Origin of the sequence: Sphingobium xenophagum (assembly GCF_002288285.1) — a bacterium.
GTDB lineage: Bacteria > Pseudomonadota > Alphaproteobacteria > Sphingomonadales > Sphingomonadaceae > Sphingobium > Sphingobium xenophagum.
Genome location: NZ_CP022746.1, coordinates 227898 through 241861, shown reverse-complemented (window position 1 = coordinate 241861; position 13964 = coordinate 227898). Strand labels below are relative to the sequence as shown.

The window sequence follows — 13964 nt, the reverse complement described above, 5'->3', positions numbered from 1 at the left end:
CGGTACGCGGCACCCATGAGACAAGGAGGTGTCCCTCTTATTCCTCCTGATTCGCGGCGGTTCCGTTGGCAAGCGCGTCGCTGATCATCGCCGCCAATGTTTCCTCGGCGCGACCGCGAGCGGCTGCATCCCTGGATCCCAGATCGTGACGCAGCCATTGCGGCGTGCGCTCGATAACTCTTAAGATCGTAGCGTTCATTTTTTCGTTCATCTACGAAACCTATGACGGTGGAGCGACGGCTGTGCAATGGAGCAAAGCTTGCTAGTTCTGAGGGGCTGATGGGGTGCTTTGGCGCTTTTGGAAAGGCGTGGGTCGTACGGGCACAGTCATTTCACCGATCTGCACACCTTTTCGTATGGATCGGCTGGCAGCGGCCGAGCTTTTGACTGAGTGTGTGCCGCTGGACATCCATGAGCAGGAGGTCTCGTTTCACTCGGCCCCTTTTCGCTATTCACTTGGTATTCACTCAGTTTTTGTGCGTTAGGCAGCCGGCTATCCCTGGAAACTAACATTTCAAGGCTTGTGCCAAGAATTGCTGACTTAGCTTTCGCTCAGTCCTCTTGCCGTGACCAGCATGACGTAGATGTCGATTTCGTTTCAGTGAGCCAATAGTTATGAAGCAGCTAATCGATCACTGACCCACCAACCCTACGATGTCGCAATCGTAGATCGCAAAAACGCAACCAAAATTATTCTTGATGCCGGTTTGGTTAAACGACGGGGAAAGGTCCGTCACCTCACCCACCGCTGGCCCTTCATCGCTTCAATCCGATGATCACGCGCCGCACCCGCAAGATATTGCTCTAATTGAAGAACTTCTGAATCGGACACTAATAAATTAGCTTCTCTCGATATGATCGATATATTATTCTCGCGATCGGCTGGGAGAAAGTGAGGGGGAGCAACAGCTGATATGCTTACAAGACCTTATGATTCTGACCGTCATCCTGAGGGTACAAGCCTGGACTTCATATTCCCGCAGGAATTCGAAACGTCTCTCGAAGCGGCGAGGGCTACAGTTGGTGCGCGCTTTGAAGTCCGGCGGTTTTTCTGGCGAGAACGAAGCGAGATCGTCTTCACGCCGCCCTGCAGCTATTTCGAATTGACCCGCTTCCCGTCTATGGGCAGATATCTCGCATCTGCTCGCGACTTTTGCGAGCAGGGCGAGGTACGCTTTTATCCGGCCGCGTGTTCGTTCCAAATGCATTGGCAGGAACGCGAGCAAAGATCGCTATTTTGCAGAATAGATATTCCCGCGATCACTGGTTTGCCCATGGAACTTTCCAATCAACAATTGCGCGACACCATAGACATGCGCAATCCCCATGTCAGAGCAATGCTTCTAAGAGCCTGATTCATAATTATCCGATGAAATTTCATAGTCTTGCGATGCGACGCGCGAATAGCTGGATGGAAGCTATGAACAGCCACGCAGTTGCCGATGCGATGGTCTGTTCAAAGTCCTTGGCGAGCCGACGGTTGCGGTTCAGCCAAGCCAGTGTTCGCTCGACGACCCAGCGGCGCGGAAGAACCACGAAGCCTTTTGCAACATCGGATCGCTTGACGATCTCGACAGTCCATTTGCCGGTACGCCGGAGGGCTTCCCTGAGCTTGTCGCCAGCATAGCCGCCATCGGCAAAGACATGGCGCAGCCATGGAAAGCGGTGGATGATTTCACGCAGGACCAGCGGCGCGCCGTCGCGGTCCTGAATGTCGGCGGTATGGATCACCGCATGAACCAAATGGCCCTCGGTGTCGGTGAGGATGTGGCGCTTGCGCCCCTTGATTTTTTTGCCCGCGTCAAAGCCGCGAGGGCCGCCACTTTCCGTTGTTTTCACGCTCTGACTATCGATCACGCCAGCACTGGGCGAAGCCTCGCGGCCTGTCGCTTCACGCGCCATCAACAGCAGGGTATGATTGAGCGAGAGCCACAGTTTGTTATCGCGCCACAGGTAAAACCAGCGCCGAACCGTCGAGACCGGCGGAAAGCAGGGCGGCAGCATTCGCCACGGCAGCCCCCCACGCAGCAGATACAGGATCGCCTCGACGATCCGTCGCAGCGGCCATTTGCGCGGACGGCCTACGTGGGAGGGTGGCGGCAAGAAAGGTTCGAGCACCGACCATTCGGCATCGGTCAAATCGCTTGGCAAAGTCAGTCCCGCGCGGGCATATTGCGCCCGAGTGGTATCGGTCCACATCGTTGATCTCCGGAAGTTTGTTGCAAAACCCCTGAATCAACGACTGCGGCAAGCGTCAAGCTAACCCGCTGATACCACTCAACTTAATTTCGGATCGGGCTCTAAGGGCCCAGCAGGAACTGGTGGCTCCGGGGCTGTGTTCGCAACTCATTCTGGATTCGATCAGCGTCGGCCTCGCAGCCGAAATGGTGCAGCAATTCGGTCCAGAAAGCCAACCGGAGTTCACCAGTCGCCGGACGTTCGACCAGCGCTATCTGGCTGGCCTTGTTGCACATATCCGGGAGCAGCCCGGCAGGGTCGAGATCGGGCAGTTGGCGGCGGAACGCGGCATCAGCGTCCGTCACTATGAACGCCTGTTCCGCACCGCGACGGGCGAAAGTCCCGCGGCCTTTTGTCGCCGTCATATGCTCGCTCTGGCGAAGGACCTACTGATGGACCGATCGCTTCTGGTCAAGGAGATCGCCTATCGCTGTGGTTTTGCCAATACGGCAAGCTTCAGTGTGGCGTTCCGCCAGATAGAAGGGTGTTCGCCGCAGCAGTTCCGTGACCGGCTTTTGATCCACTGAGCGCCCACTGATGTAGCCGCAATTTTCGACATCTGTTTTTGATAGGCGACATCTATGGCGCCTGGGCTTTTCATCGGTGTCCGGAGCAGTCATCCTGCCCAAAATGGTCGTCAGACCGGTTTGAGAGAGGATGGCAATGACATTTGGATTTCCGGACGCGGACACGCTGTTGGCGCAATATCCGCTGCCCGATTATTTGCGCGACAATGTGCGGCCGGGGCTGGAGCAACTGCTTGCCTCGATGGCGGAAGACCGGGCGCTCAATGCCAATGGTCATGCCCGGGCGCTGCACATCATCGCCGATGACCTGTCCCGGCTGAAGGCGATCGCCGACGACCGTGCGCGCTACCCCGAAATCGCCGATGTCGAAATCCGGCAGCCGCTTTTCATCCTCGGCCTTCCCCGGTGCGGCACCAGTTTCCTGCACGCCCTGATGGAAGGCGACCCGCAGATACGCACGCCGCTGATGTGGGAAGTGGCCGAACCATCGCCCCCGCCTGAAGCCGCAACCGCCGATACGGACCCGCGCATCGCCCGGTTCGACGAGCATTTGCGCGCGCAACTGGGCGGTGATGCCGACGAATTGCTCAAGGCCCATCCGCTGGGCGCCAAAATCCCACAGGAATGCGGATCGTTCATGACGACCTCCTTTCAGAGCAGCAATCCGTGCATGTTCCAGCATCTCCCGCGCTTCTACGACTGGTTCAAGGGCATCGACGCGACCTTTCGCTACGAGGTCCACAAGATGTGGCTTCAGCATCTGGGTTGGCGGCATCCCGGCAGGCATTGGGTGCTCAAGATTCAGGAGCATATGTATAAGCTGCCCGCGCTGCGCAGCGTCTATCCCGATGCGATCTTCATTCAGCCCCATCGCGATCCGACCACCGTCATCGCCTCGATCTCCCAATTGATCAGCGTCATTCGTGGGCCGTCCTACGACCAGCTTGATCTGCATGCGCTGGGCGCGGAGTTCCTGCAACTCTGGTGGGATGGGGTGAAGTGCTGCATGGATTATCGCAAGGCGCATCCCGACCTGCCGATTTATGACATGCGGTACAAGGACCTCGTCGCCGACCCGGTCTCGACCATCCGGGCCGCCTATGACCATTTCGGCTGGGATTTCACGCCGGAGTCGGAAAAGGGCATTCTGGGCTGGCTGCGGGAGAATCCGGCGGGCAAGCATGGCCCGCGCAGCTACAGTCTGGCCGACTACGGTCTGAACGCCGAACAGGTAAGCGACAGGTTCGCCGAATATATCGAGACCTACCATGCCTATATCTGAAGCGTCCCAGTGGCGCGCCTGGCTGGAGCGGATGGCGGGGGCGGAAAGCGTATTGAACAGGCTGGCCGATCCCGATGATCCACAGGCCCGGGCCGAGGGGCACCGCCTGTTGTTCGCTATCCTCGCCACCGGCTATCAGACGGCCTTCGCCGACCCCGATCATCCCGATTTCGTACCGTCGGTCAGCAGCATCCTCAACACGGTCGGGGTCAATCCCGATTTCATCTATGGCGCGGCGCGGATCGACGGCAGCGGCGTCTACAGGCTTTCGGGCACGCGGGGGGACGGGGTTTTCGTGTTCCTAGATCTGGTCGCGGGCGGCCTGGGGCCGATGGAGGATCTCGGGCCTTCGGTGGGCATGATCGATCTGGATGCCTGCACATTGGGACCGGACGGGGCGTTCGACATCCTGTTGGGCGGGGAGCGGCCGGATCATGCGGGCGACTGGTTTCCGCTAGACCCGCGCGCGGTCACGATCGGCTTGCGCCATGCCTATTATGGCTGGGGCGTGGGGCGCGATCTACGCATCGCGATCGAACGGGTCGACCGGCGCGTGGGCGGCGGTCCGGTGCCCGCAGCCGAGATCGCCCATCGGCTCGATCGCCTGTCAGCGTTCGTCGAACGCTATGCCGCATTCGCCCTGGGTTATGGCCAGCGGCAGCGGGCGCAGGGCTTCGTCAACAGGCTGGAATATGATGACTGGGCCGGTCGCGGCGGCGTGGCCGGGCAGCATTATTATCAGGGCATCTTCCGGCTGGAGCCGGGGGAGGCGATGATCATCGACACGGCGGTGCCCGATCAGGTGCGTTACTGGAACGTGCAGCTCAACGATCCGCTGTGGAACACGATCGACTGGATAAACCATCAGAGCAGCCTTAACGCGGCGCAGGCGCGTCTGGACGGCGACGGCCGCTTCCGGGCCGTCATCGCACTGGACGATCCGGGCGTGCCCAACTGGCTTGATCCGGCCGGACGCAACGAAGGATCGCTGATGCTGCGCTGGACCGGCGCGAGTTCCGGGCCGGAGCCGACGCTCAGGATCGTGCCGTCTGCGGAACTCCGTTCGCATCTTCCCGCCGACACGCCTCATGTCACGCCGGAGCAGCGGGATGAGATGATCCGCAACCGTCGGCGCGGCGCGCAATGGCGACGGCGCTGGTGAGGGGATCAACCCCATCCGGGGAAAGGTTGGCCAAGCCTTAATCACCCTTATGGCATGCGTCAGCGTGGCATTGTGGCCCCGCCGACGACCCGTTTTGGAAGAGGATATTCGGATGGACTTTGCAGGCAAGGTCGCACTGGTCACCGGCGCCGGGTCGGGCCTGGGCCGAGCGGCGAGCCTCGCCTTCGCGCGGGAAGGCGCGGCACTGTGCCTTGTCGGGCGCAGCCGAGCCAAGCTGGAAGAGACCGGGCGGTTGATCCGCGACGCGGGTGGCCGGTGTGTCGAGCTGGCTTGCGATCTTGGCGAGCCGCATGGCTGTAGGGAGGCTATCGAAGGGGCGATGACGGCATTCGGCCGGCTGGACGTGCTGTGCAATATCGCCGCCGATGTCATGTTTCACCGACTGGCGGACATCAAGGAGGAGGAATGGAACCGGACCGTTGCCTCCAACCTGTCCGGCCCCTTCTTTCTCATGCAGGCGGCCATGCCGCACCTGATCGAGAGCGGCGGGAATATCATCTGCGTGGCCTCCACCGCCGGTTTCATGGGGCAGGCCTATCTGGCGCCGTATACCGCCTCCAAATTCGGACTGGTCGGTTTGACGTTGTCGCTCGCGATGGAGATGATGGACAGTCCCGTGCGGATCAACATCCTCTCGCCTGGCCCGATGCGGACGGAAATGACACAGGGCATGTCCTTCCCCGATTTCGCCGATCCCCGTCTCCTCGCGCGCTACACCGGAATGCGGCCGCCCTGTCCGCCCGAGGATGTGGCCGAGCCGCTTCTGTTCCTGGCTTCCGATCGGGCGCGTCATGTGCATGGCGCCTGCTGGGCGGTCGACGGCGGCATTACCGCAGGTTAGGCAGCGGCTCTATCTGCCGATGGGATAGAAGACCGACTTCTGATTTTGGTATTCGTGCAGCCAGTCGGGACCATATTCCCGGCCCACGCCCGAGCGTTTGTAGCCGCCGATGGGCGCATAGGTCATACGCCCAGTGCCACCATTGAGCATGACGCTGCCCGCACGGATCTTCATCGCCATTTCATAGCCTTTGGCAGCGTCAGCGGTTTCGATGCCACCATTCAGGCCATAACGGCTGTCGTTGGCGATGCGGATCGCCTCTTCGTCGGTATCGAAGCCGATGACGCAACCGACCGGACCGAACACTTCTTCCTGGGCGATCGTCATCTTGTTGTCGACATCGTCGAAGATCGTGATGTCGGTGAAGAAGCCCTTGTCGAGACCGACCGGACGCCCGCCGCCATGCACGATCCGCGCGCCTTCGTCGCGACCGATGGCGATCAGCCTTTCGACCTTTTCCCGCTGGGATTCGCGGATCAGCGGCCCCATCGCCACGGTGTGATCGGCAGGATCACCGATTTTGAACTGGCTGGCGATGGCGCAGGCGGTTTCGACGAACGCTTTCCTGATGCTGTTATGGACGACGAGGCGCGTGAGCAGGGCGCAACCCTGGCCCGCATTGACCGACAGCACTGCAACCGCCATGCCCGCGGCGCGGGCGACGTCGGCATCCTGGCGGACGATCAGCGCGGACTTTCCACCGAGCTCCAGATGCACGCGCTTCAATGTGGGAGCGGCCTGGGCCATGATTGCGGCACCTACGCCTTCGGACCCGGTGAAGGTGACGAGGTCGACGCGCGGATCGCAGGTCAGGGTCGTGCCAACCTCCGGTCCGCCGGTAACGATGTTCAGCACGCCTTTGGGCAGGCCGATCTCTTCGGCGATCTCCCCGAACAGCAGCGCGGAAAAAGGTGTAAAGGGCGACGGCTTCAGCACCATCGTGTTGCCGGCCAGCAGCGCGGGAACGATCTTCGCCAGATTGATGAGAAAGGGGAAATTATAGCCGGTGATGGCCGCGACGACGCCCACCGGTTCGCGCACCACGGTCGTCCCGCCTATTTTCTTTGGCCCGTCGGGATTGAAGGGATCGGGGGTGATGTCGATGGGCAGGCGAACGCTGTCGTCGCGTGTTGAATGTTCGACCGCGGCCAGCAGATGGTCGAGCGGATTGGCGACCTGCATGCCCTGGGTGATGCCCTGTGAACAGCCGACCTCCGCGACGATCAGCGCCGCGATCTGCTGCCTGCGCGCATCCAGTGCGGCATGCATCCGGCGCAGACAGGTCGCGCGTTCGGACATGGCCATGCGTGGCCAGATGCCTGTGTCGAACGCGTCGCGCGCGGCTGCGATCGCAGCGTCCACGGCGGCGGCGTTACCCACCGGCGCGTGGCCGATCACCGCTTCGGTGGCGGGATTGATGATGGCGTCGCGTTCGCTCCCGCCATCGACCCAGGCGCCATCGATATAGAGCTTGTCGAACGTCGTGAACGGCACGGTCATTGCATGGTTTCCTGTCTGGGCCGCAGGATCATGTCCGCGGCGTTGAGCGCGATGGCCATGGCCGGCGCATTGGTGTTGCCCGATACGATCGTCGGCATGATGGAGGTATCGACGACGCGCAGGCCGGTGACGCCGCGCACGCGAAGCTGGGGGTCGACGACGGAGGTTTCATCCGCGCCCATGCGGCATGTCCCGCAAATGTGAAAGGATGTGCCGCCAAGGGCCATCGCGTTGGCAAGAATGTCCTCGTCCGCCTCCATGCCCACGGTCTTGCCTGTTTCCTCGACGATCCAGTCCTTGAGCGCGGGCTGTTGCGCCAGGCGACGGAGCCAGCGAAACAGGGCGACGAAATGGCTCCTGTCGGCTTCGGTCGCCAGATGATTGGCGTCGATGACCGGCGGGACGTCCGGATCGGCCGAACTTATCCTGACATGGCCCGGGCTGTCGGGCCGCATATAATAGGCAATGACGGTCATGCCGGGATAGGGATCGAGCGCCACCGCGCCCTTGTCGTCCGTGTGGAAGGAATAGAGGCCCATGCCGACCTGCGCGTCGGGCCGGTCGAGCGTGGCATCGGTCTTGACGAAGCCGCCCACTTCATGCGCGGCATGGGTCAGCGGCCCTTTCGATCCGAAGGCATAGCGCAAAGCCGACAGGATAAGGCGGACACCCGAAAGTTTCTGGTTCAGGCTGTTCCCCCGGACCCTGTAGTTGAAACCCAAATAGCGATGTTCGCGAAGGTTGGCGCCGACACCCGGCGCATCAACGACGATCGGGATGCCAAGCGATTCCAGCAGGGCGCGAGGACCGATGCCCGACAATTGCAGCAGCTTGGGGCTCTGCACCGCGCCTGCGGAAAGAATGATCTCCCGCCGGGCGGCGGCCTCCCGCACGCCATCCTTGTTGCGCAGCAGGATAGCGCCCGCTCGCTGTCCGTCGAACAGGATACGCAGGGCGTCAGTCTGCGGCAAAACATCCAGATTCGGGCGGCCTCGCACGGGCTTCAGAAAGGCGCGGGAGGCGGAGAAGCGCTTGCCCCGATAGGTGGATGTCGGCTGATAGCCCATGCCGCCCTGGGTCACGGCCGGCATGTCGTTCACATCGTCCACCCGTTGCGTCCCGGCCTGCTCGGCGGCGGTCAGGAAGGCTTCGCACAGCGGGTCGCCGGAAGGGTGGACGCTGACCTTGAGGGGACCGCCGGCACCGCGCCCCGCCTTGGCCCCCAGGGCATGGTCCTCCAGCGAGACGAAATGTCGGCCCATATTCTGCCAGCCCCAGCCTATGCAGCCTGCCGCTTCCCAGCCATCATAATCGGCCGGAGCGCCCCGCACATAGACCATGCCGTTGACCGAACTGGACCCGCCAACCGCGCGGCCCTTCAGCCATATTTCCTGGGGTGCGTTGCCGCCGGGCGATACGGCGTAATCCCACACATGGGGATTGCCCGGCGCCAGCAGTTTGCCGATACCGCGCGGCATGGCGATCAACGGACTGCTGTCGTCCGGTCCCGCCTCCACCAGCAGTACCTTGACGGTCGGGTCTGCCGACAGTCGATTGGCCAGCACGCAGCCGGACGAACCCGCTCCCACGATGATGTAATCATAACAATCAGCTGACATGGTCGCTCTTTTCTGGGACATGGCGCGAGGGAACAGCAATGGTCGCCTTGCTTGACCTGTCGGCGGGCAGGAGGCGCTGTTTAAGAGGGAGGTCAGCCGAATGCGAGAGGCAGGCCGGGGGCGTCCCAATCGATACATATGACCTTGCCGGAACTGCCCAGCGTGACGAAGGCCACCCGACCGTCCTTGCCGCCAAAGCAGATATTGGTCGTGAGGAAATCGCCCGTTTCGATCTGCTGAGGCGTTCCGCCCTCGGGAGGAAAGATCAATATGGCGCCTTGGCCGGGCGAAGCGCAGCAGATGCGCCCGGCGCTGTCGACGGCCAGGCTGTCGAGAAATTGACCAGGCCCGGCCCGACCGACGATGCTGTGCCCGTCCGGGGTGGGCGACGCCGCCGTGTCGATCATACCGGGCGCTGACAGTCGATAGCGCAGCAGATGCGCTTCATAGGTGAGCGCGACGTAGAGGGTGCGTCCATCTGGCGATAGGCCGACGCCATTCGCCCCGTCCAATGGTCCGGCGGCCAGTCGGATGTCCGACCCGTCGGCCTTGGCATAATAAAGGCCACCCCGCATTCGCGCCGCGCCGCGATCCCTGCCGAAATCGGTGAACCAAAATCCGCCCGTTTCGTCAAAGACGAGGTCGTTCGGTCCCCAGAAGGGGGTCGCTTCGGTGGATGCGTACAAGGTTTCGAAAGTGCCGGTGGCGGGATCGACGACCTGAATAGCGCCGGGCGGCGTATCAAGAGGCGCCTCGACCGGCAGGAGGCCGCCATCGGGCAGGATCATCTTTTTGAAACCGCCATTGTTGCAAACATAGATTCGCCCGTCGGGACCGATCGCCGCGCCATTGGGGCCGCCGCCCAGATCGGCCAGGGTGGTGCGCGCACCGTCCGGGCCAAGACGGGACAGGCGGCCGCCAAGGACCTCAACCAGTATCAGGCCGCCATCGGGCTGCGCGATTGGCCCCTCTGGCATCAGCAGTCCGCTTGCAAAGCAGGTCATCTCGTCCTCTCCCATCATGGCCGACGGCATCTGCGCACCGCGGCCCACCCTCGTGTGAATATTGGGATGATCGGACATCGGACCCACCTTTCGACAGGTATTTGAAGGCGCGAATTGGCGTCATATCTGCTGCACACCCGATCCATAGGGGAAATGCCGAGGGAGATAGCGACTTGGCTCGCGGCGGCGATCCTACGGAGGCGGAAGGCCGGCAACAGACCGGCTCTCAAACAGAACGGTCATCCTTTGACCATCAGGGAGAAGAAGAATGAGGGGAATATCGGGTTTCATTTTGCCATTGGGCCTGTTGCTGACGACATCAGAAGCGGCATTGGCGCAGTCGTCCAACGCCGCCCCGCAAGAGGGCGCCACCAGCGACATCGTGGTAACCGCGCGCCGCACCGCCGAGAATATTCAGGAGACGCCGGTTTCGGTCGTGGCCTTTGGGGCGGATTCGCTGCGGCAGGCCAATATCCGCGATACGCAGGATTTGCTGGTCAAGACGCCGGGCGTGTTCCTGGCGGGTTCGGGCGGGCGCGAAAACACCAATTTCTCGATCCGGGGCCAGTCCAAGGCGCTGGCCGGCAACAGCGCGCCCGGCGTCATCAGCTATTTCGCGGAAGTGCCGTCCCCTACGGTCGGGTCCAGCATTCCGACCTATGATCTTTCGTCCGTTCAAGTGCTCAAGGGGCCGCAAGGGACGTTGTTCGGCCGCAACACGACCGGCGGCGCGATCCTCTATTATCCGACGGCGCCGGACTATAAGCTGGGAGGATATGCCAAGGCGTCCTACGGCAATTACGACGCCCGGTTGCTCGAAGCCGCAGTCAATATACCGCTGACGTCCGACACGCTGGCCATCCGTATCGCCGGTCAGATCCAAAAGCGCGACGGCTGGACGAAGAATATCGGCATCGGCGGCGACCCGGACGATCTTAATTCCCGCGCGATCCGCGGGTCGATCCTGTTCGAGCCGAGCGCCACGTTCCGCAACACGCTCATTGTCGATTATTATCACAATGACGCGGTCGGTGGCGCATCGGTGCTGACGGATGTGCTGCCCGGTCCCAACGGGCTGACGGCGACGGGCACGGCCAATGCGGCGCTGGCTCAATTGGCGTTGCAGCGCGCGCGGGGACCGCGCGTGATCAATTCGGACGTCGATGCGTTCGAAAAGGTCGAGCGTTTCGGCATCACCAACCGGACGGAGTTCGATCTGTCCGATGACATCACCTTCATCAATATCTTCGGTTATCGGCGGACGAAGATCGATTATTATTCCAGCGTCGATGGACTGCCCACCTTGATCGCTGATGGAAGCGGCGCGATCCCTGCCGGGCTTCCGGTGACGATCGTGGGTGGGCGCCAGACATCCGACGTCCGGCAGATCAGCGACGAAGTGCAATTGAAGGGATCGGCCCTCGGCAATCGTCTCGACTGGCTGGTCGGGGCATTCTACCTGGACAGCAAGCCGCTTGGGCCGTCGGGCACCTATATTCCGGTCTTCACTCTACCCGGTATTACTGATGCTCGCTTCAACTACAGTTTTTACAGTGAAAAGAGCCGGGCGCTGTTCGGCAATGTCAATTATGAAATCGCCGACGGCCTGCACGTCAATCTGGGCGTACGTCACACCTGGGATAAGATCGAGGCCTGCGTCGGCGGCGGCCTGAGCAATCAGCCTGTCGTGTCACCGGAGGAATGCGCGGGCGCGGCGACAACGATCCGCAACTCGAGCGTCAACAAGACCTCGTCAAAGGCGCTGACCTGGCAACTGGGCGTCGACTGGAAGGCGTCGGACGCGATATTCCTCTATGCGGTCTCGCGCCGGGGCTATCGCGCTGGTGGCATTAACAGCCCGACGCTGGCCGGGCGGCTGGCGCAATTCCAGTCCTTCGCCCCGGAAAAGGTGACGGACGTGGAGGTCGGTATCCGCTCCGACTTCACCATGGGTGACGTCGAATTGCAGTTCAACGCGTCGCCCTTTGTCGGCTGGTATAATAGAGCGGTTTTCGATCATTCTGGTTCATAGCCGCACGATCTGAAGTAGTTGGCGCATTCCTGAGGCTGGAAGATATCGACGAGTTTGCCGATCAAGCTCCACAGGCCGCTGACCGTTCGCTCGCCCGCTTTGCGGAGCATGGCCTTGAGGCGGGAGAACGCTTTCTCGATCGGGTTGAAGTCGGGGCTGTAGGGCGGGAGAAAGCGCAGGGTTGCGCCTGCGGCCTCGATGAGCACTTGCACCGATGCGCGCTTGTGGCTCGATAGGTTGTCCATGATGACGACGTCGCCGGGCCGCAGTTCCGGGACGAGGACCTGAGCGACGTAGGCTTCGAACCAGTCGCCGTTGATCGGTCCATCGAGCACCATAGGCGCGACCATGCCGGTCATGCGCAGGCCAGCGACCAGGGTGGTGGTCTTGCGGTGGCCGTGCGGGAAGCCCATCCGCAACCGCTCGCCTTTCGGGCAACGACCGTGGCTGCGGGTCATGTTGGTGGCGGTCCAGGTTTCGTCGATGAAGACCAGGCGCTCCGGTTCGAGATCGAGTTGCCCCTCGAACCAGTCCTGACGCTGTTTCAGGACGTCTGGTCGATCTTGCTCTATCGCATGGCCTGTCTTTTTTTGCGCGTCAGGCCACGGCGAACAAAAAAGCGATGTAGCCCGGCCACGGAAACGGCCATGCCCTTGTCCGCAAGCGCCAGACGTAGTTCTTCGAGGGTGATGTCCCTACGCTCCTCCCAAATGGCCAGAATGTCCACTGCCCGCTCTTCCACCCGCCGCGAGCGCATATCCCCGCCGCGCGGCTTTGGGGCAATGTCACCCGTCTCGCGCTGCTGTGCCCGCCAACGGACCGCCGTTGATGGTGCAACACCGAACCGGGCCGCCGCAGCACGGCAACTCGATCCACTGTCCACCGCTGCCAACAGCCGAGTGCGCAAATCCATCGAAAGAGCCATCCATGCCGGCCTCCTTCACCAGCACGGATTCTGAATCAGAAATCGCGCCCGAAGGGAATCCCAGACCGATTCAGAACGGTCGAAAACCGCTCTAATGTGCAGGTGCCGATTTCGGGTCTCAACACACAGGCAAGTTGCAGTACGACCGCTCCCGGTGGCACGAACCCGCCAAGATCGCCCGACGGCGATTGCGACGCCAGTAACGATCCGAGCGGCGGGACGCTGCTGGTCAATGCCGGCAAGACGCGTGTCGCGGGCATTGACCTGTCGACCCGCATCCAACCGACTTCTACATTGTCATTCGACGCGGGGGCGACCTTCCTCGACTTGAAGTCGCGGTCGCTGACAGTGCCCGCCGCCCTGCAATCCTATCTTGCGGCGCTTGAGGTGCCGTTCAATCTGGTCGCGAAGACGACGGTGACTGCCGGGCTCCGCTGGACGCTCCCTGTGCCACTCTCGCTCGCAGAAACGGTAGCCAGCCTGGACTATTACCATTCGAGCAAAGTCCGCTCCTCTGATCAGGTTCTGCCCGCCTATGACCTGGTCAACGGACGGCTGGACCTGAACGGCGTTGGCGGCAGCAATGCCGACATCAGCTTTTTCGTGCGCAATCTGTTCGACAAGAAGTATCTGGCGTCTAGCAATGTCGGATCGGCGGCGCTCGGGATATTCAGTGGATTCTACGGCGCGCCGAGAACCTATGGCGTGGAGGTTCGCTATCGGTTTGGCGATTGAGGGCAGGGACTAAAAGCGGTGCGTCAGCCCGATCTTTCCGCAACGGCCGCCCGGTCCATAAAAGGCGGATGACGCACC

At 61.7% G+C, this 13964-nt stretch carries 13 protein-coding genes; 7 read left to right on the top strand and 6 right to left on the bottom strand.

Annotated elements, in window-relative coordinates; genetic code table 11:
* Positions 1-37: 37 nt before the first annotated feature.
* Positions 38-199 (bottom strand): hypothetical protein, encoded by a 162-nt coding sequence (locus tag CJD35_RS22755; RefSeq protein ID WP_017183519.1) that lies wholly within the window; start codon positions 197-199, stop codon positions 38-40.
* 715 nt (positions 200-914) lie between these two features.
* Between CJD35_RS22755 and CJD35_RS23115 the strand changes: the two genes are divergently transcribed.
* Positions 915-1355, top strand: coding sequence for a hypothetical protein (locus tag CJD35_RS23115; protein WP_244917299.1), 441 nt, complete (start codon positions 915-917; stop codon positions 1353-1355).
* Positions 1356-1377: 22 nt separating this feature from the next.
* Here CJD35_RS23115 and CJD35_RS15985 read toward each other — a convergent pair whose 3' ends face one another.
* On the bottom strand, positions 1378-2199 hold the full coding sequence (locus CJD35_RS15985) for an IS5 family transposase (RefSeq protein WP_043153120.1): 822 nt from the start codon (positions 2197-2199) through the stop codon (positions 1378-1380).
* Positions 2200-2321: 122 nt separating this feature from the next.
* Here CJD35_RS15985 and CJD35_RS15980 point away from each other — a divergent pair, with 122 nt between their 5' ends.
* The 4 genes from CJD35_RS15980 to CJD35_RS15965 all read left to right on the top strand — a co-directional run bounded on the left by CJD35_RS15980 (position 2322) and on the right by CJD35_RS15965 (position 6071).
* Positions 2322-2765, top strand: a complete 444-nt coding sequence (locus CJD35_RS15980; RefSeq protein WP_244917298.1) for a helix-turn-helix domain-containing protein — start codon at positions 2322-2324, stop codon at positions 2763-2765.
* Between the two features lie 130 nt (positions 2766-2895).
* A complete protein-coding gene (locus CJD35_RS15975) occupies positions 2896-4047 on the top strand; it encodes a sulfotransferase family protein (protein ID WP_026002463.1) in 1152 nt (383 codons plus the stop codon).
* A complete protein-coding gene (locus tag CJD35_RS15970) occupies positions 4034-5209 on the top strand; it encodes a hypothetical protein (protein ID WP_017183522.1) in 1176 nt (391 codons plus the stop codon). The genes CJD35_RS15975 and CJD35_RS15970 overlap by 14 nt, the downstream gene beginning before the upstream one ends.
* Positions 5210-5321: 112 nt before the next feature.
* Complete coding sequence (locus CJD35_RS15965; RefSeq protein WP_017183523.1) at positions 5322-6071, top strand: SDR family NAD(P)-dependent oxidoreductase; 750 nt, start codon at positions 5322-5324, stop codon at positions 6069-6071.
* Between the two features lie 9 nt (positions 6072-6080).
* On the opposite strand, the gene CJD35_RS15960 is transcribed toward CJD35_RS15965, so the two are convergent.
* The 3 genes from CJD35_RS15960 to CJD35_RS15950 form a co-directional block, all read right to left on the bottom strand.
* A complete protein-coding gene (locus tag CJD35_RS15960; RefSeq protein WP_017183524.1) occupies positions 6081-7571 on the bottom strand; it encodes an aldehyde dehydrogenase family protein in 1491 nt (496 codons plus the stop codon).
* Positions 7568-9190 carry a GMC family oxidoreductase gene (locus CJD35_RS15955; RefSeq protein ID WP_086486353.1) on the bottom strand — a complete coding sequence of 541 codons (1623 nt, stop codon included), beginning with the start codon at positions 9188-9190 and terminating at the stop codon, positions 7568-7570. Before CJD35_RS15955 ends, CJD35_RS15960 begins: the two co-directional genes overlap by 4 nt.
* A gap of 92 nt (positions 9191-9282) precedes the next feature.
* Entirely contained in the window at positions 9283-10272 is a 990-nt protein-coding gene (locus tag CJD35_RS15950) for an SMP-30/gluconolactonase/LRE family protein (protein ID WP_017183526.1), read from the bottom strand.
* A 190-nt stretch (positions 10273-10462) separates the two neighbouring features.
* On the opposite strand from CJD35_RS15950, the gene CJD35_RS15945 reads away from it, so the two are divergent.
* A complete protein-coding gene (locus CJD35_RS15945) occupies positions 10463-12226 on the top strand; it encodes a TonB-dependent receptor (protein WP_244917297.1) in 1764 nt (587 codons plus the stop codon).
* Here the strand turns inward: CJD35_RS15945 and CJD35_RS15940 are convergent.
* A protein-coding gene (locus CJD35_RS15940) for an IS630 family transposase (protein ID WP_244917217.1) occupies positions 12211-13151 on the bottom strand; the annotation gives its coding sequence in 2 pieces (ribosomal slippage) (positions 12211-12806 and positions 12806-13151; 942 coding nt in all). The genes CJD35_RS15945 and CJD35_RS15940 overlap by 16 nt on opposite strands.
* A gap of 96 nt (positions 13152-13247) precedes the next feature.
* Between CJD35_RS15940 and CJD35_RS15935 the strand changes: the two genes are divergently transcribed.
* Positions 13248-13886 carry a TonB-dependent receptor domain-containing protein gene (locus CJD35_RS15935; RefSeq protein WP_244917296.1) on the top strand — a complete coding sequence of 213 codons (639 nt, stop codon included), beginning with the start codon at positions 13248-13250 and terminating at the stop codon, positions 13884-13886.
* Positions 13887-13964 lie beyond the last annotated feature (78 nt).